The organism is Leptolyngbya sp. CCY15150, assembly GCF_016888135.1.
Classification (GTDB): domain Bacteria; phylum Cyanobacteriota; class Cyanobacteriia; order RECH01; family RECH01; genus RECH01.
Map to the genome: position 1 here is coordinate 1 of NZ_JACSWB010000136.1, position 17,620 is coordinate 17,620.

Genomic DNA, 17,620 nt, shown 5'->3' on the forward strand with positions numbered 1-17,620 from the left:
TAGCACTCAAACCCCATAAACGGCTCTATTTTCAGCGTGGGTTTCATGCGCTATCCCTGTTGCAGCAAGACTTCTAGGGACGTTGTCACCCGTTCAGATTCTCCACAGTTTGCCGCACCATAGCGCCGCTCTACGCTACCGTCTGGGTCAGCAATGATGCACCACATACCATCCGCTTGATGCACCCTGATCCGGTGCATGAGTTCCACTCGCAGTAAATCACCGATCGCCAGTAGCAGCAGTCCAGCGATCGCAGCAAAGATCACCCGTTGCCATCTGAACTGCATCAGCCTTAACCCTGTAGCAGGGTCAGCAGGTGTGGAGGGTAGTCATCCTTCATGCCGTTGACTGTTACGAATACCCGGCCACCCTCCACCTTTTCAACCTCAGAAAGCCACCCAGCCGGAACTGTCCAACGGGTACTCGGCTTGAATTGTGCAGCCAATTGGGCATCCTCCACCAAGACATCAGGATCGACATCGCGGGCGATCGCGAATTCTCCGAGCAGGTCAGCACCCGTGAGCCAATCGAGAATCGTCCCCAATTGAAAGCGGTAGCTGAAGTTTTCACCTATGGGATGTCCTTCAGAGTCAACAACCGAGACTCCATTGCTTCCCAATCTTTCTTAGAAATACGGGTCGCAGCTTCTTTGCAACGGATGAGAAGTTCGGTGATGTAAAGGTAATTTACTAGAGTTTGAGCTTCCTCCTTTGTAAAGCTAGTATTTTCCTTTGTGAGATTAAACCCGTTGAGCCACGCTTCTAGCAAGCGATTAGCCCAATCTTTCCACTCTTGAGATGGTGCATCTCTTCTCGGAATTGATTCTTGTAACTGATTTAATTTTTTAGGCAACTCTTCTAAGGTCTTCGATGTGAAAATGTTGTCTTGAATAGCATAGATAAGACTGGCGCTGTCTCTGGCGCTGTCTCTGGCGATGGCGATGGCTCTGTCGATGTCTCTGGCTCTGGCTCTGGTTCTGTCGATGTCGATGTCGATGTCTCTGGCTCTGGCGATGTCGATGGCGATGTCTCTGGCGATGTCGATGGTGATGTCGATGCCGCTGGCTCTGGCGATGTCGATGTCGATGTTTCTGTTGCTGGCGCTGGCGATACTTAATGCAGCAGCCCTGGTATTCAGGGAGGCATTTTGGGTGTCTGTAATGTATTGCGCCCAAGCAATCAGGTTTTCCACTTTTTGACTCTTGGCAGCATACACCCCTGCACTCTTTTCCATTTTGGATAGAAGTGTCTGAATCCTCCCCCTCAGCAGCCCTGCCACGAGTAAGAAGACCTCACGCCATCGCTTATCGATGATATGCTGCTCAACGAGTTCATCCACGAGCCCTTGGTCAACAATGTACTGAGCAGTGAGATACTCTTGAATCGTCAAGTGTGAGAAGGAATAGGTATTTGTGGCGCGTTCAACCAGTATGCCTTGCTGCACTTCGATGGCTTTGAGCACCGCAGCACCGTCTAAGTGTTTTGGCGCGTTGAGTGTGTCCGCCAGAAATTCGGCGATCCGCTCTGTGATGTCTTTCTTCGAGAAAAAGAGTTGGTCTTGCTTAAAACTGTCGTAGGCAATCTGAGCTAACAGTTCCTTCTCTAGATCCGGGTGAAAGCCTTCATAAATGGGGTCGCGCTCCAACCGTTTTTGGGCCGACCACTCTTTCATCAAGATATTGAGTGCATCACCATACAGTGTGCTGCGATTCGGGGGAAGTATCTGCTCTCTATCATAGACAAGGCAGAGAAACGTCAATAAGAGCGGTGTTTGTGCTAATTCCTTAGTGGCTTTGTGCTCTGGCTGCGATAAGAGTTGCCAATATTTGTCCGCTGTCTTTTCTCTGTTGTCCAAATCTGAGTGAAACCAACGCCGGATGAACTGCTCAATCTGTTCATCATCAAATTCGGCAATTGTGACATCCGTAAAACGCCTGAAGCTGCTTTTATAGGCGGCAATCCGACAGGATGCAACAAAACAGTTTTGATCGTACTGGTCAACAAAGTTTTCAATACATTCCGTGACATGGTTGAGGTTCAACGTAGGTACTTCATCCAGTCCATCAAACAGAATGAGTAATTTCCCCTGGCTTATGGCACAGTTCGTAAAGTCTTGAGCCGCAGGAAATCCACAGACCTCAAATTCTTTTGCAATCACCTCAACTAAGTTGAGTCCAGGGTCTTTCATTGTCTTCAACTCAATGAAAACAGGAATCTGCCCCTTCTGGAGTTGACTATCCGGTTTCAGCGCTTCCATGCCCAGTTTTCGTAGAAATGTGGACTTCCCAATTCCTGGCGCACCCAGAACCATCAAAAATTGGTGCTGGTTAGCGACCTCCATTCCGTCATGTCGTTTACCCGTTCCTAATTGAAAACTCCGACGTGCTGACTGACGATAGGCTTCTTCCAAGTCTTGCTCGGTGCGAAAGTATCGACGGCTTCTGTCATCTAGCAGCTTGATGGCCGTGTAGACAGACTCCAGCGGTACGTCCTCTTTCATCAATCCGGGCATGATTTTGATCCGTCCGTGGCGATCGCGGTAGCGCTGCTCGTATTTCTGACAGGCGGCTAAACGTTTGTTGATGTCGTTGACATTGCGTTTTGTCTTCTCCATGTCATCCGTAACAAATTTCCCCACTTTGAAGACCTGCTCAAAGATGGGGCCTGCGATCGCGCCAACAACGGTTTCTAGCATGGGGCTAATGAAATGAGAATTCTTGTTCCTAGTATGTTCTTTTTTTCTTGAAGAGACGAATGGCTAATGTACGGTAGGCTGAAACTCCTTCGCACGGGGAATGGAGAGCTTGTCCCAGACGGCTTTCAGCCAGTGCCTAAGATTGGTGTGATTTGGATAGCAGGGCGATCGCCCCTACCATGCCCCATCAAGCAGACGCCGCATCTTCCGAAAAGTCCACATCCACCGCCGTATTGAATGCTTCGATAATCGAGATAATATTATCGGCGTCGTTATTGCGGAATAGACCATCTAGCCCTTCGGGATGGGTATCGGTATAGGGTGATTCGTACAGCATTCCCGGATCCATGATGCCGTGCTGGGTCAGATAGTCGATGATGTTCTCGATAAAGCGGATTTGGTTGGCGGATAAAGTGGTGCCTTCTAGGTAGGTGGCGAAGGCGGCTTTGGCGGCGATGCGATCGAGTCCGACGATTTCACGAATCAAGCGTTTCAGGCTTTTGGTTTTGCCAAACACGGTTTCAAACCGTTCGCGGCTTTCGATTTCATCGGCGGCGAACAGCATGGCTTCCAGTTCGGAGAGGTCGGCGTCGGTGAGAGGGGTGTTGCGTTTGAGTTTGGCGATCGCCACATGGTTTTCGTTGGCGTGAATGTAGGCTTCGACTTTTTTGCGATATTGGTAGGGGCTGAAGCCGGTTTGGTAGGTGGGTACGTCCACGTCTTGGACTTCGCCCAGTTCATCGGCAAAGTCGGTAATCACGGTTTTTTGCTGCTGGCGTTCGATGAATTTGACTAGATCCCGAATGCGTTGCCGGATCTCTTCCACCATCGGCAGGGTGACGCCGCTCCACCATTGTTCTTCCTGCACGGCTTGGATGAAGGCCAGGTGCGCGTTGATCATGGGAATGTCGGGTTTGGTTTCCAGCACGCTGAGGATGTCTCGAATGCGATCGCGCAATCGTTCGTAGCTGCCGGAGGTTTTGAGGATGGCAAGCTGGAGCTTGAGGCAAAGCAGGTCAAATTCTTTGGCGAGGGGGTCTTCGTTGGGTAGGCCGTTGGGCAGGGGGGCGAGGGTTTCGGCGATGGTGGTGATGTCGTTGTCGCTGAGGGCATTCCAGCGATCGCGGTTGGCAAAGGATTCGATCGGTTCCAGGTGGCGGCGCACGATGAAGTTTTCGCGGGGCATGGTGTCCACATGGCGATGCAGGTCGTCCAGCAAGCCGGTGCGGAGGGCATCGAGGGGCGATGAGGCTGGATCGGGTGTGGTGTTCGCTTCGGTGAGCTTGACTGCTAATTCCAGGCGATGCTTGACCAAGCGGGTGGTGAGGGATTCGGCCAGTTTCTGATCGGTTTCGGGGATGGTTTGGCTGAAGTATTCAAAGTTGCCGCAGAGGTCGAAGACTAGGAAGTGGGTTTTGGGCTGGTCGGGGCCAAACAGGTCAGGACAGAGGCGGGTGCCGCGGCCAATCATTTGGTTGAATTTGACCCGCGAGAACACGGGTTTGAAAAACACCAGGTTGACGACTTCGGGCACGTCTACGCCGGTGTCGAGCATATCAACGGAGATGGCGATCGCGGGGTCTTTATTTGGATCAGAAAAGTCATCCAGCAGGGTTTCTGAATAGGGATTCTGGCTATCGATCACCTGGGCGAAGTGACCGTTGTAGTGGGGATAGCTGGCATTGAAGCGATCGCAGATAAATTGAGCGTGGGCATGGTTGCGGGCAAAGATGATGGTTTTGCCGAGGCGATCGCCGCTGTTCACTTTCAGACCGCGCTGCATCAGCACTTCTAGAGCTTTATCAACGGTTTCGATATTGAACAACCACTGATTCAGGGCGGCGGCGTTGATTTCGGTGGGGATTGCACCGGTTTCGTCGCGGAATTTTTCTTCGTAGTCCAACTGTTCGTCGGGGCTGAGGTCGCTGTATTTGATGCCGGTACGCAGGAATTTGAACGGCACGTCTACGCCCTTGGGCGGCACCAGATGGCCATCGTTGACGGCATCATCCAGTTCGTAGGCGAAGGTGGGAACGCCCTGCTGGAGTTCAAAGATGCGATAGGTATCGCGATCGACTTCGGAGCGGGGGGTAGCGGTCAGTCCAATCAGAAAAGCATCAAAGTAGTCGAAGATTTCGCCGTATTTTTTGTAAATGGAGCGGTGGGCTTCATCGACGATCACCAGGTCGAAGTAGCCCACCCCCATCGGGCGATCGCCGTCGTCGGTGCGGTTGATGGCGTTGAGGATGGTGGGGTAGGTGGACAGGATGACATCACCGCCGCTGATGTCTTTGGTCAGCAGCAGGTTGATGGGGGTGACGGTGGGCAGGTGGGTTTTGAAGGCGCGATAGGCTTGGCGGACGAGGGATTTGCGATCGGCTAGGAATAGGACGCGGCGCACCCAGTTGGCGCGTTTGAGGAGGTCAACTAGGGCGATCGCGGTTCGGGTTTTGCCGGTGCCGGTGGCTTTGACTAACAGGGCTTTGCGGCATTGTTCGGCTTCCAGGGTTTCGGTGATGCGGCGGATGGCTTCGGTTTGGTAAGGGCGACCGGCGATCGCCTCGTTGATGGGGGTGGCGCTGAGGCGTTTGCGGTGGGTGCGGCGAAAGATGATGCGTTCCAGCTCGTCTTTTTTCAGGAAGCCCAGGACTTGGCGCGGTGGGTAGGCGCGATCGTCCCAGAGCCAGGTTTCATAGCCGTTGCTGTAGAAAATGAGCGGGCGTTGGCCATAGCGTTGCTCTAGGCAGTCGGCATAGAGTTTGGCTTGGTGTTTGCCCACTTCGGGGCGTGTGCTGGTGCGTTTGGCTTCCACGATCGCCAGGGGTTTGCCATCATCGCCCCACAGCACATAGTCCACGAAGCCGCGGCCGGTGTTGCCGTTGTCGGGGGTGGGCATTCCCTGCACTTCTACTTCGGTGGCGTTGGGGTCGCTGGGGTTCCATCCGGCTTCCCGCAGCAATACGTCAATGAGCAGGCGGCGGGTCTCGGCTTCGTTGTAGTCGTGGGGGTCGGTGGCGGCTTCGTTAGCTTGGCGCAGGGCAGCAATTTCGGCGCGGGCGGCATCCAGTTCGGCTTCGGTCTTTTGGCGGCGATCGGCTTCGATGCGGCGGAGGCTGTCGGTTTCTGAAAGCTGTTGTTCGAGGGTTTTGAGGTCGGCTTGGGTGGGGGCGTTGGGGTCGGCCGGTTGGGGAATGTTGGCGCGATCGAATATCAAATTCGGCAGGTCGCACCCACGGCGGCTATAGGTGCGGGCTAGCCAGTAGAGGATATGAAACAGTTCTTGGATAAGGCGGATGGCGTCGTCGTCCTGTACGTCGCGGGATTGGTGGACGGCCTTGTTACCCAGTTGTTGAATCAGTCGAATTTTTGGGAATAGTCCGGGGTTGATGATGCGCTTGAAGCTGGGTTCATGGATCAGGGCGCTCAGACTATTTTCGTAGGGTAGGCGCAGGTTTGGGTCGTTTTCATACAGCCACAGGACGGTTTGCTCTAGGGCGAAGCGGGTATAGAAGCAACTGGCGCGGGGGGCAGCATAAATCAACCGCTCGGCGTGGGTGGCGTGGTTGTAGAGGGTCGGAAAGGCGGGACGGAGGAAGGCGAAGTTGGTGGGTGGCATGGGAGTGTTCTCGGAGCTATTGCCTAGGGTTCCCAATAGATGGCGGAGTGCTACACGGTTAGGTAAGTTGGTGGCGCGATCGCTCCCTCATCCTATCGTGGGGTACTGGTTTGCAGCGATCGCTCCCCCCTCCGACGACATCTAGACCCCGATCGCGCTCAACTGATCGCGGCGGGCGAGTGATCCGGCGGTGTTCAGATCATTGTGCTGGAGCGCTTGGGCTGAGTGTTGGCGTTGAATGACTGGCTCATGTCTATAGTTCACCACGAAAAGCGCGTTGTAGAAGGGAGTTGAAGAGAATATCAGTCAGATCATATTCGTTTGAATTATGCTCAATCAATTGCTCTATTTGAAGACAAGCCTTAGCAAATTCTTCTTGTGTTTGGATAGGAGGAACTGGGATGGGGAACTTTTTCATTTCTCCTAGCTGAAGATCTTGAACAGCATTACCCTTTGCCTGCCTCTTCGCTAAATCCTGAACAAATTTTGTCCGAAGATAGTGAAGTGCAAAAAGTGGGTTGATTTCATCTTCCTTGAACACGAGACGAGCTATGTTTTGTGCTACTGCGACTTCTTGATTAACCTCTAACATCGCACAATGTCCAATAGCACCAGTCTTAGCAAATAAAATGTCTCTGCATTTTGCTTTACTCTTATCTGAAAGTTTTTTATAATCCTCGCGTGAAATATGAGGAGCACCAACTAAATCTACCGTTCCATGTCTAATTTGTGTTCCTGAAACCAGTGGAATTCCTACATCATGATATTTAGGCCTTACAGTTAGTCCATAGGTAATGAGATCAAGCACTTCATGCAAAACCTTCATTTCCCACCCTTTCGGGTTGGTGAAGGGATCGCCGAACATCTCTAGGAACGCCGATCGCAACAATTCTTCGGTAAGGGCGATCGCCTCTTTGCGCTTCCGTCGCACCGAGTCCGCCTTGTCCAAAATCGCCGCAATTCGTTTCTGTTCTGCGATCGGGGGTAGGGGGATTGGGATTCTATCTAAATTCTTGCGATTAAGCTTGGGTTGTGCTGAACCTGTTACATAAGGCTCTAAATCAAGAGTTTTAAAGAAATATTCAAGAAATCTAAGGTTAATATATTCAGTTGCGCCAAGAACGTGCGCGTGGTTATTGACCCAAAATTTACCAGACGCCATAAAAGCAATAGGAGTAGAGCGAGAAAGTAAGTTTGCTCCATCTTCCCCGATTAGCAAATGTGGGCCTTCAAATAAATATTCATCTACATAATCTATAATCCCAGATGCACCATAGTAAGGATACTCACCTGACTGGGCTGCACGATCTGACTGCTTGAGAGGGATTCGCTTTGAATTCTTATTATCAACTACTTCGCCAAGAGCAACTACAGGCCAACAAGAAGCTAGACTCATCCCAATATCCTCACTAACACATCCAACCTTTGCCCAACCATCCGCCATTCAGCTTCCTGTCAACGACTCAAATGCCACCTCGAATAGAGTGTCACCACACTCACGCCAAACGTCGCAGCCAGCCAACGAGCCATGCTGGGCGGCAGTTGGGCATTCAGCCAAAAAGTCATACCAGCACCTTGGGAAAATCGATCCGCATCGCAGCAAACAACAAACAGGCTTGAATATCCTCTGGCTCCAAATCGGGAAAATCTGCCAGAATTTCCGCCGCTGAGACATTATCTGCAAGAGTTTCCAAAATATCGCTCACTCGAATTCGCATCCCTCGAATGCAAGGCCGTCCACCACACTTTCCCGGTGTTTGGGTAATGCGCTCCAGCAGTGATCCTTTATCCACCATGATTTAGCCTCTCAAGTCAGAGCGTTTCTTCATTATCGCAGCATCTCCTCCAGCGCATCCAAATCCTGGCGAATCTCATCCTCCAGCGATCGCAGCGTTTTCAGAATCACCAGCGGCGGCTCGTACTGCACCTCCTCATACTCAATTTCCTTATAGCGATTAATCGACAGATCATAGGCATTTGCCGCAATCTCCTCACGCGGCACAAAAAACGCCTTCGCGGTGCGATCGCTCTCCTGCTGCGGGTCACGCTGCTGCCACTGGGTCACAATATCAGGAATATCATTCGCCGCCACCGGCTGCCGCTTATCATCCAGCGATAACCCATCCGCCGTCATGTCATAGAACCAAACAAAATCCGTGCCCTTCGCCTTCACCCCCACCTTCGTAAACATCAAGATCGCCGTCGAAACCCCGGCATAGGGCTTGAACACCCCCGACGGCATCGAAATCACGCCATCCAGCTTATGGTTTTCCACCAACACCTCGCGGATTTCCTGATGCGCCTTCGAGGAACCAAACAAAACCCCATCCGGCACAATTACCGCCCCCTTGCCCCCGGTTTTCAGCAACCGCAAAAACAGCGGAATAAACAATAGCTCCGTCTTCGTGGTTTTGATCACCTGAGTCAGATCCTTGGCGATCGTCGATTGTTCCAACGACCCCTTAAACGGCGGATTCGCCAAAATCATCGTGAAGCAGTCCTTCACCCCCGCATGATCCTCCGCCAGCGAATCCCGCGCCTCGATAATGGGCTGCTCAATGCCGTGCAGCATCAGGTTCATACTGCCGATCCGCAGCATCGTTGCATCAAAATCAAATCCGTGAAACATCTCATGGTTGAAATGCTCACGATTGCCCGGCGCATTCAGCACATCACCGCCGTCCTCAGTCTTCAACCCGCGCACATACTCCGCCGCCGCCACCAGAAAGCCCGCTGTTCCACAAGCCGGATCACAAATCACATCCCGCGCCCCCGGAGCCATCAATTCCACCATCATTTTGATGATGTGGCGCGGCGTGCGAAACTGCCCATTTGTGCCTGCCGTGCTGAGTTTCGACAGCATATATTCATAGAGGTCGCCCTGGGTATCCCGATCCTCCATCGGAATTTGCTCAATCTGGTCAATCACCGCCGCTAACAACGCTGGCGACGCAATCAAAAACACCGCATCCTTCATGTGCTTGGTATAGGTGCTGCCCTCGATCGCCTTGCCCATTGTTTTGATAAAGGGAAATGCCTCATCCCGCACGATCGCCAACATCGTCTCAGCATCTTGGTTCTTGAACTGCGACCACCGAAGGTGCTGCTGCTCCGCCGAAAACATGGGGTCTTTGACCTGACGCCGCAGCCGCAGCGCCCCTTTCTCCTTGGCCAATTCCAGGTCATCCAACCGCTTGATGAACAACAGGTACGAAATTTGCTCAATCACCGACAGTGGGTTACTGATGCCGTTATTCCAAAACGTCGTCCAGAGCTTATCAACCTTGGATTTCAATTCACCTGTGATCATTCACCTTCACTCCATTGGGGGCATCGCGGGGACGTAACTATCCACTGTGCCCAATTTTCTAGGAAAAATCTGGATAACCCTTGATTTGTAGGAATTGTTGACGTTTACCGTGGGGCGTTTCCAGTTGATAGCGCCAATACTCATGGCAGGTGTAGGGTCACGTTGCACTACTCACAATGTCTCGAAGCGTCGTTTCATAGGCATCGGCCGTGCTGTGAAGCCAATCGCTCAATTCATCCCAGTGTGCCTCATTGGTCGTATCAGCAGCATAGGACTGGCTGAATAGATATTTACTGCCCATCTCAACGCCCAGGCGCTCAGCCAGTTGCGCCACATGGGGCTGCAAGAGCACATAAACTTCTTCAGTGGAGACGCCCCGTGCCCCCCGCACAAATAGCCCCACCGATGTTTTGGACAAGTAGAGCGACAGATTCAGCCCCAGGTCATCGAGCGATCGCCACCGAGACGTTGCCGCATCTGCTGGGTAGCGGGCCTGTTCATCAGGAAAGCGATCGACGTAGTGTGTCCAAAAAGCGTTACGGAACTGTCCGGTGGGCGAGAGTTCACCCGTTGATTTTGAGATAGCTTGGAGTTGGCGCTCCCAATGGTTTGGGCGGATCAATACCTCAAAAATTGGCGCAATGGGCGAGTCATCAATCCGTACCGCCCTGACCTGCACCGCAAAAAATGCAAACGCTTCGTCCGTATTGTCATTCAGCCAGCGCAGCGCCGATAGGTGTGGCTCTCGAAATGCCGCCGCCACCCAGATGATTGTGTGAGCATTCAGCCCCGCCAAGTAGGTCATGATTTGCCCTAAGTGAGTGTGGTCACTGCCCTCAAGCTGATTCTCGATCAACACCAGCGAGTCATCTTGGGGATTGCGGGCCAATATGTCGGCAGAAAAAGATTCAACCGCCACCTCTTGCCCTTCCAGCTCTAGCGGAATGCCGATTTTTGCCGCTAGCGCATCGAGGTGGGCCGCCAGCCAAGGGGTGAAGCTATGGGCTTCGTGGTGCCAGGCATCGCGGAGATTCACGTCAACTAGGGAACCGAGATCGGGAATGGTCATATCCTTGCCTCCTGAGCCATCGTCTTCACGTTTCGGGGTCGTCCGATAATCCATCCAAGAAAGCGACTAGCACATTCAAAAACACATTGTCAGTCAAGTCAGTCGTCACCTGCACCAAGGCGGATTGACTGGCCTGCTTCAAGCGGGCTGGGTTGCGCAAATCCTTGGGAAGCTGGCGGAACTGTTGCTGCAATTTCTGCCAACGCGATGGCTGTTCTCGCTGGAGAGTAACCAGTTCAGCATTCAGTACGGTTTCGGCTTCGGCGGGCGGGGTGTTTGGGTGCTGGGTTTGCAGGTGTTCCAGCAGTTCGAGGATGGAGTCTAGGGCTGTTTTGATGTTGGGATCGTTCGCGTACTTGTGGATGACGGCATCGCCGCCGCTAGTGTTTTCCACAATCTGAACGTTCTGGACATTGTTGAAGTTGTATTTAGAATCTGACATGGGCTGGGCGGTGTATTGTTCAACGTGTTGGTGTTTAAGTTGCTCGAAGCGTTCTTGTTGGGCGCGTTCATCTGGCGCGAATCGAGCGTCAGACGGGGACAGTACGGCGGTTAGTTCTCGGACATTCACATCTCGGCAGCTTTTATCACAGGTGATGTCATACCGACGTTTTTCGAGGTAGCGGTCTAGGGTTCTCATTAGGAAAAAATGGGGGGACGGATCGGTCTGGCACTCCTCGCAGATGCAGGGAATTTTTTTGGAGACTTTGATTTTCTCGAAGGCAGCATTGATCTGGTCAATTTCGTTGGCAATGATGCTCAGCAGTTCTTTGGAATGCACGCCCGATACACGAATACGCAATTCACCTTTGTAGGGACGATAGGTTTCGATGACTTCGACGCGGGCGCGACCGTTGTTGAACACGGCACCGCTACGCCAGACGAGTTGCTGTTGCTCAATCCAGCGGTAGAGCCGCACGATGAGCTGGGTGATGATGCCTTTGGGCATGAAGTCATATTCGTAGCGCAGGGTGAGGGCATGGGCGATGTCCCAGGTGTAGGCGGGTGGGGTGAAGTCGAGCAGTTGGGGGGCGATGTAGCGATCGGCGAGGCCGGGGATGGGGTAGCACAGATTAAAGTTCTGCATGAGCTGGAGCAGTTCGTCTTCCAGGTTGGCATAGGTCGATTTCTGCCAAATCGTCTGGACATCACTGCGAGTAAATCTCCCCTTATTTTCCGCGATGTCGGGATTGGTGGTGATGGCATAGACCGCATTGGTAGCCCAGTCGGGACGCAGGATCACCAGGTGTTTGAGGATGGGATCGCGCTGGAAGTGCAGGCAGATACCCAGTTCGTGCAAAAAGGCGCTGATGCTCAGCATTTCCTGACGATCGCTCACACCATTGCGTTGGCACAGCTCGAAATAGTCCCGTTGGTCAATGAGTTTGCGGGCATCGTTTTCGAGGGCATAGCGGACGCGCACCCATTCCCGTGGCAGGGGTATACCGATGCGATCGAGCTTGGAAATGTAGTAGCGAATGGCGGCTTTAATGTCGTCTAGACCGCGCCCGGTTTTGAGATTGGTGTCATAAAAGTCTTTGATGTAGGGAAAATCGCCCCGGAGCTGTTGCTGATTGACATTGCAGGGGCGATCGCTTTTCTGATTTTGAATCACCAGCACTGGACTATCGCCGCCGAATAGTTCGATGGAACTGAGCCAAAAGGGAAAGTCGGTATTTTCTTTGCGATCGTCGGCAACCAGGGCATAGAGGGCACGGCGGGTCAAGAAAAATTGATGGGTTTGGTGATAGATTTCCTGTCCGCCAAAGTCCCACAGATTGACCCGAAACTCATGCCCATCATCGGTGGGAAATCGCCATTGGATCACCTCAATGCCGTGGGTGGACGCTTCATCAGGATCTAGCGCATAGTTTGGATTTTGGATCTTTTTGGCCAGAGAGGTTTTGCCAGCTCCCCCTTCGCCGACAATCAAAAACTTAGCCTCATATAGTGGCTCGGTTGCATCTGCCTCCTGGGTGGCAAAATACACCCGAAGAATGGTACGCACATCTCCAGGAGCTTTATACGATTGCTTCGGCCCCAAAATTTCTGGCGCGATCGGGAGGGGGTTTCCGCTCAAATCCAGCCTTGTCAGTTGGCTCAGTTGTCCAATCTCCGGCGGCAGGCTGCTCAACTGATTGTCGCTCAAATCCAGCGTTGTCAGTTGGCTCAGTTGGACAATCTCCGGCGGCAGGCTGCTCAACTGATTGTCGCTCAAATCCAGCTCTGTCAGTTGGCTCAGTTGGACAATCTCCGGCGGCAGGCTGCTCAACTGATTGTCGCTCAAATCCAGCCTTGTCAGTTGGCTCAGTTGGACAATCTCCGGCGGCAGGCTGCTCAACTGATTTCCGTTCAAATACAGCGTTGTCAGTTGGCTCAGTTGGACAATCTCCGGCGGCAGGCTGCTCAACTGATTTCCGCTCAAATACAGCTCTGTCAGTTGGCTCAGTTGGACAATCTCCGGCGGCAGGCTGCTCAACCGATTTCCGCCCAAATACAGCGTTGTCGCTCCTGATTCAGCCGCGCCCCGAATTTTTTTCAGTACATCGCCGTGCTCCATCATCCGTGCCTCCCGTTGCTCTGCGGCTCATTTACTATCCCTTCGCCGTCAACTGCTCCAGTTCATCCAACAGTTCCGTAATCCGTTCCTGGGTGGAGCGATCGCGCCAGACCTCCGACTTTTTCAGTTGCTTCCCGATCGCAGTCCAGCGCTGAGATAAGATCCGCAGCGGCGTTTGTTCGGGATCGGGCATGAGTCCCTGCAGACGCGCCCGACTCTCACTGAGGCTCAGTTTTAGATCGAGCGCTTCCTTCAATAACTTGGTGCGTTTCCGTTTGTCCTTTAAGCGGGCGATCGTTATCGCTTTGGTGTAGGCAATCTTCCCCTCTTGCAAGACCGACAGAACATCGTCCGGCAGATTTAGGATCGGTAGGCAATTGGAACGAAAGCTGTCTGCCGTCAGATGCCCTAACTTAGCAAAAACTTGGTCAATCTGTTCAATCTGACGCATAACACCATCCGGCAATCGTTGTCCCCGGCGACGTGCCGTTTCAGATCGGTGCAGTAGCGCCACTACAGCATCTCTCTCAATGTCTAGTTCCAGGCTCAGCAGAGCCAGCACCCCTTCCGTTTCTTCCACTGGGTTCAGGCCTTCCCGCTGGAGGTTTTCGATCAGGGCAAGCTGAATCGCCTGTTTATCGCTTAACTCACGGGAAATGATCGGAACATCCTTCAAATTAGCCTGTTGGGCGGCCCGCAACCGGCGATCGCCTGCCACCAACTCATACAATCCGCTATGCAACGGACGCACCAATAGCGGTTCTAAGATGCCGTACTCTTTCACCGACGCCGTGAGCTGCGCCAGCTTTTCTTCATCGAAGTAGCGGCGGGGTTGGCGAACCGGCAAGCGAATACTATCCACTGACACCGTATGGGGCTGCGATTGACTCACATCCATAATGAACAAGTCTTCAACACCCTTCATCTTCGGAGCCTGGAGTTTTTTGCGTGGCATATTAGTTCTCCTCTAGTCCAGATGCGATCGCGTTCAAAGCTTGAACACCAGGATGTTTTGGCGCATACACGGCTAAGGGCTGGAGTGACATGGCCGCATCCGCAAAGGCTGTCGCCCGTGGGATGGGGTCAAATACAGTTGCTAGGGGTGAAACCGTAGCGACTTCGATCAAGGGCGATCGCAGTTCCGATACGCTTTTCATAAGCAATTGTACTCAGTTGAACTGTATTTTTACCGGACGCTTACGATACAGTGTGCCAGTTTTGATCAGCCTAACGAGCTTACTAGGTTCTAGGTGTTTCAAAACACTGTATCGAAACCTTGTGTTAAAATTAGAGTATCAAAAGGGCAACCAACCGATACAAGAGTACAAACGAACCATGGCAAGACGGATCGGGTACGCAAGGGTCAGCACTGAATCGCAGGATGAACAGGGGCAAGTTGAGGTTCTGAAAAATGCCGGTTGCGCCCTGGTGTTCCATGAGCGGATCTCCACCAGAACAAAGGAAAGCGATCGCCCGCAGCTTCAAGCCTGCCTAGCAGAACTCAGCAAGGGCGATACCCTGGTAGTCCCAAAGCTCGATCGCCTAGGGCGTACCCAAGTCGAAGTGGTGAATCGGCTGCACTCGTTACAGCAAGATGGGGTCTATGTGGAGACGTTGGACGGACTGATCAACACCAAGGGGCTAGGGAAGATGGCACCTGTGATCATCGGGCTGCTGACTGGACTTGCTGAGGTTGAGCGGGAACTGATCCGAGAGCGTACCCTGGAGTCGATCGCTTACCGACGGTCGCAGGGCAAAACGTTAGGCGGCCGCCCCAAGTCCTACACCGCTGAACAGGCTCACCTTGTCCTAGAGATGAGGGATGAAGGGCATTCATTCCGCAAGATTGCCAGAACTACAGGGCTATCCTTGGGAACTGTTCAGCGGCTTGTTAGCCCCGAAGGTTCTAAGGGATGATGCGATCGCCTTCAGGTGATCGTTGTATTGTGAGGTGGTTATGGAGTCTTTGTGCTACTGTCCTTGAGCTATTAGTGGTCTGAGTATGAATGCCGTTGAGATTGAAGAGGCTGTTTTTCAGCTCGCGGGCGCGCCGTTCGACCCGGAGGCATTTCCCCTTGCGTTTCTTGAAGCGTTTGGCAACAAGCCGACGACGATCAAGAAGCTCAAGAGTGGCAGCTCAAACCAGTCTGATCTGGGGGGCGTGCTTCAGCGCAACAATATTCACCTGAAGGTGTACCCAGAGGGGGAGGTGACGGCAACCCTCACGGCGCTGCGGGAGAGTTCGGCCACCAGCAAATACAAGGCTAAATTTATTTTGGCGACGGATGGTAAGACGCTGGAGGCCGAAAACCTGGTGGAGGGCGAAACTATCCCCTGCGACTACCCCCAGTTTCATGACCACTTCGGGTTTTTCTTGCCGCTGGCGGGCATTACGACGGTTCGGCAGATTCGGGAGAATGCGTTTGATATTAAGGCGACGGGTCGCCTCAATCGTCTCTACATCGAACTGCTGAAGGAACGGCTGGAGAAGCTTTTTGAGCTTTATACCAAAATGACCAGCCAGCAGGCATCATCGAAAAAGCCAGCCAAGCGTGAACCGAAAAGATGAGGATGCGATCGCGCTTTATGACCAATTAGATTCCCCCTAGAGGGGTGATGTTAGCATTAGAACAGACCCTTGGAGGATAGAGTCATGATTGCAGTTCCGAGCCATTCTCCCAAGTTAACACCCACTGAATATTTCGCTTGGGAAGAGCAGCAATTATGTCGCCACGAGTACATCAATGGCGAAGTTTTTGCCATGAGTGGAGGAACCCAAAATCACAGCCGGATTGCCTTAAAAGTTGCGGCTTTCTTGGATAATCACTTGTCTAATGGCAGTTGTCGAGTCTTTAACTCTGATTGCAGGGTTAATCTGGCAGGAACCAATGATTACACCTATCCTGATGCCAGTGTTAGCTGTGACCCCAGAGATAAAACTACAACGCAATATATTACCTATCCTTGCCTAATCGCTGAAGTTTTGTCTGAGAGTACAGAAGCTTACGACCGGGGCAACAAGTTTTTTCGCTATCGCCAGAATCCACAATTGCAAGATTATGTCTTGGTTAGTTCTCAGGAAATTGCGATCGACCTTTACCGCAAAGGCAATGACGGGCGGTGGGAAATTATCAATTATCGGGCTGGAGATATCGTGGAATGGCAATCGGTCAATTTGAGTTTTCCCATTGAGCAAGTTTATCGTGGGATTGACTTTTCAGAGGTCACACTTTAGCGATGACTTACACCCCCACCCAAACCCTCACCGTTGCTCAATTTATTGCCCAATACGGCGATGATTCCCGCTACGAGCTTGCCGATGGAGAACTGATTGACAGGTCACTGACCGGGGCCCATGAAACCGTGAGTGGTAAGCTTGCCATGCAAATTGGGATTGCCATCACAAATGCCAACTATCCCTGGTTTAGTCCCCGCACCTGCTTGATTCAACCCTTCGCAGATGTCGCCACCGCTCGTCGTCCCGACATTATCGTCCTCGACGAAACCCTCTTAGACAATGAACCCCTCTGGCAGCGGCAATCTGTGATTACATCCGGTCGCTCCATCAAACTGGTGGTTGAGGTGGTCAGCACCAACTGGGAAACAGACTACGCCCGCAAGCTTGAAGAATATGCACTGTTAGGCATCCCCGAATATTGGATTGTTGATTATCGTGGGCTAGGTGGCATCGCCTTCATTGGCAAACCAAAACAACCAACCTTCACCCTTTGTCAATTGGATAGAGATGAGTATCGTCAGCAGCAATATCGACTCGGCGAGGCGATCGCTTCGGGACTATTGCCCAACTTACAACTCCGCCTAGACGATATCTTGCCTCGTTAACAGAGGAATCATACACAAGTACAACCCCATGCACTTCCCAGACCCCATGACTGCTTCCGAGAAACTCTACCAGTTAATCCAAAACTTCTCGGAGAACCAAATCAACGAAGTTCTTCACTTCGCCGAATTTCTCCACCAAAAACAACTCCCCTCCCCTCAACCTCAAGTCATCCCTCCTGGAACCCTTACCGGACTGCGGGGCATCGCTAAACGGCCCGAACCAGCCCCTAGCGATCAGGAACTGCAAACCGACTACACCGACTACCTGACCCAAAAATATCAGTAAGCCTGCCCGTGAAAATTCTCATCGACACCAACATCGTCTTAGACCTCATCCTGGAGCGGCAACCCTTTGTCGAGAATGCAGTTCTCATCTTCGAGCAAATTGAACGTGGCAATTTAGCAGGTTATGTTGCGGCTACCACCATCACCAATAGACCTTATCGGAAATTGAGCTGATAGAATCGTTACTAGGAGCCTAGACTAGGGTGAGCCGATGAAAATGACCTACGCTGAGTTGCGGACAAA

16 protein-coding genes and 1 pseudogene are annotated in these 17,620 nt (G+C 52.3%); 6 read left to right on the forward strand and 11 right to left on the reverse strand.

The annotated features are described in order from the left end of the window. Nucleotides 1-50: 50 nt before the first annotated feature. From JUJ53_RS04115 to JUJ53_RS04165, 11 genes are all read right to left on the reverse strand, one after another. Nucleotides 51-287, reverse strand: coding sequence for a hypothetical protein (locus JUJ53_RS04115; RefSeq protein WP_204150715.1), 237 nt, complete (start codon nucleotides 285-287; stop codon nucleotides 51-53). A gap of 5 nt (nucleotides 288-292) precedes the next feature. Beyond that, nucleotides 293-619 (reverse strand): hypothetical protein, encoded by a 327-nt coding sequence (locus JUJ53_RS04120; RefSeq protein ID WP_204150716.1) that lies wholly within the window; start codon nucleotides 617-619, stop codon nucleotides 293-295. Further along, complete coding sequence (locus tag JUJ53_RS04125; protein ID WP_204150717.1) at nucleotides 571-2,694, reverse strand: NACHT domain-containing protein; 2,124 nt, start codon at nucleotides 2,692-2,694, stop codon at nucleotides 571-573. Before JUJ53_RS04125 ends, JUJ53_RS04120 begins: the two co-directional genes overlap by 49 nt. Nucleotides 2,695-2,881: 187 nt before the next feature. Further along, the gene (locus JUJ53_RS04130; RefSeq protein WP_204150718.1) at nucleotides 2,882-6,310 is read right to left on the reverse strand and encodes a DEAD/DEAH box helicase family protein; all 3,429 of its coding nucleotides are present in this window, start codon (nucleotides 6,308-6,310) and stop codon (nucleotides 2,882-2,884) included. 253 nt (nucleotides 6,311-6,563) lie between these two features. After that, nucleotides 6,564-7,754, reverse strand: a complete 1,191-nt coding sequence (locus JUJ53_RS04135; protein WP_204150719.1) for a restriction endonuclease subunit S — start codon at nucleotides 7,752-7,754, stop codon at nucleotides 6,564-6,566. 118 nt (nucleotides 7,755-7,872) lie between these two features. Next, a complete protein-coding gene (locus JUJ53_RS04140) occupies nucleotides 7,873-8,106 on the reverse strand; it encodes a DUF433 domain-containing protein (protein ID WP_204150720.1) in 234 nt (77 codons plus the stop codon). Nucleotides 8,107-8,138: 32 nt separating this feature from the next. Next, nucleotides 8,139-9,620: a class I SAM-dependent DNA methyltransferase gene (locus JUJ53_RS04145; RefSeq protein WP_204150721.1), complete on the reverse strand. Its 1,482-nt coding sequence runs from the start codon at nucleotides 9,618-9,620 to the stop codon at nucleotides 8,139-8,141. A 157-nt stretch (nucleotides 9,621-9,777) separates the two neighbouring features. Then, complete coding sequence (locus JUJ53_RS04150) at nucleotides 9,778-10,689, reverse strand: hypothetical protein (RefSeq protein ID WP_204150722.1); 912 nt, start codon at nucleotides 10,687-10,689, stop codon at nucleotides 9,778-9,780. A 25-nt stretch (nucleotides 10,690-10,714) separates the two neighbouring features. Further along, nucleotides 10,715-13,249: a COR domain-containing protein gene (locus JUJ53_RS04155; protein ID WP_204150723.1), complete on the reverse strand. Its 2,535-nt coding sequence runs from the start codon at nucleotides 13,247-13,249 to the stop codon at nucleotides 10,715-10,717. A gap of 34 nt (nucleotides 13,250-13,283) precedes the next feature. Continuing rightward, complete coding sequence (locus tag JUJ53_RS04160; RefSeq protein ID WP_239124765.1) at nucleotides 13,284-14,204, reverse strand: ParB/RepB/Spo0J family partition protein; 921 nt, start codon at nucleotides 14,202-14,204, stop codon at nucleotides 13,284-13,286. A gap of 1 nt (nucleotide 14,205) precedes the next feature. Continuing rightward, nucleotides 14,206-14,406, reverse strand: a complete 201-nt coding sequence (locus JUJ53_RS04165) for a hypothetical protein (protein WP_204150724.1) — start codon at nucleotides 14,404-14,406, stop codon at nucleotides 14,206-14,208. Nucleotides 14,407-14,584: 178 nt separating this feature from the next. Between JUJ53_RS04165 and JUJ53_RS04170 the strand changes: the two genes are divergently transcribed. The 6 genes and pseudogenes from JUJ53_RS04170 (at nucleotide 14,585) to JUJ53_RS04195 (ending at nucleotide 17,551) form a co-directional block, all read left to right on the forward strand. Next, a complete protein-coding gene (locus tag JUJ53_RS04170; protein WP_204150725.1) occupies nucleotides 14,585-15,166 on the forward strand; it encodes a recombinase family protein in 582 nt (193 codons plus the stop codon). Between the two features lie 85 nt (nucleotides 15,167-15,251). Further along, nucleotides 15,252-15,728: pseudogene (locus tag JUJ53_RS04175) on the forward strand (type IIL restriction-modification enzyme MmeI); the annotation flags it as partial. 174 nt (nucleotides 15,729-15,902) lie between these two features. After that, nucleotides 15,903-16,484 (forward strand): Uma2 family endonuclease, encoded by a 582-nt coding sequence (locus JUJ53_RS04180; protein WP_204150726.1) that lies wholly within the window; start codon nucleotides 15,903-15,905, stop codon nucleotides 16,482-16,484. A 2-nt stretch (nucleotides 16,485-16,486) separates the two neighbouring features. Beyond that, entirely contained in the window at nucleotides 16,487-17,092 is a 606-nt protein-coding gene (locus JUJ53_RS04185) for a Uma2 family endonuclease (RefSeq protein WP_204150727.1), read from the forward strand. A 46-nt stretch (nucleotides 17,093-17,138) separates the two neighbouring features. Continuing rightward, nucleotides 17,139-17,378 carry a DUF2281 domain-containing protein gene (locus JUJ53_RS04190; RefSeq protein ID WP_204150728.1) on the forward strand — a complete coding sequence of 80 codons (240 nt, stop codon included), beginning with the start codon at nucleotides 17,139-17,141 and terminating at the stop codon, nucleotides 17,376-17,378. 8 nt (nucleotides 17,379-17,386) lie between these two features. Beyond that, nucleotides 17,387-17,551 carry a PIN domain-containing protein gene (locus tag JUJ53_RS04195; RefSeq protein WP_204150729.1) on the forward strand — a complete coding sequence of 55 codons (165 nt, stop codon included), beginning with the start codon at nucleotides 17,387-17,389 and terminating at the stop codon, nucleotides 17,549-17,551. Nucleotides 17,552-17,620: the final 69 nt, after the last annotated feature.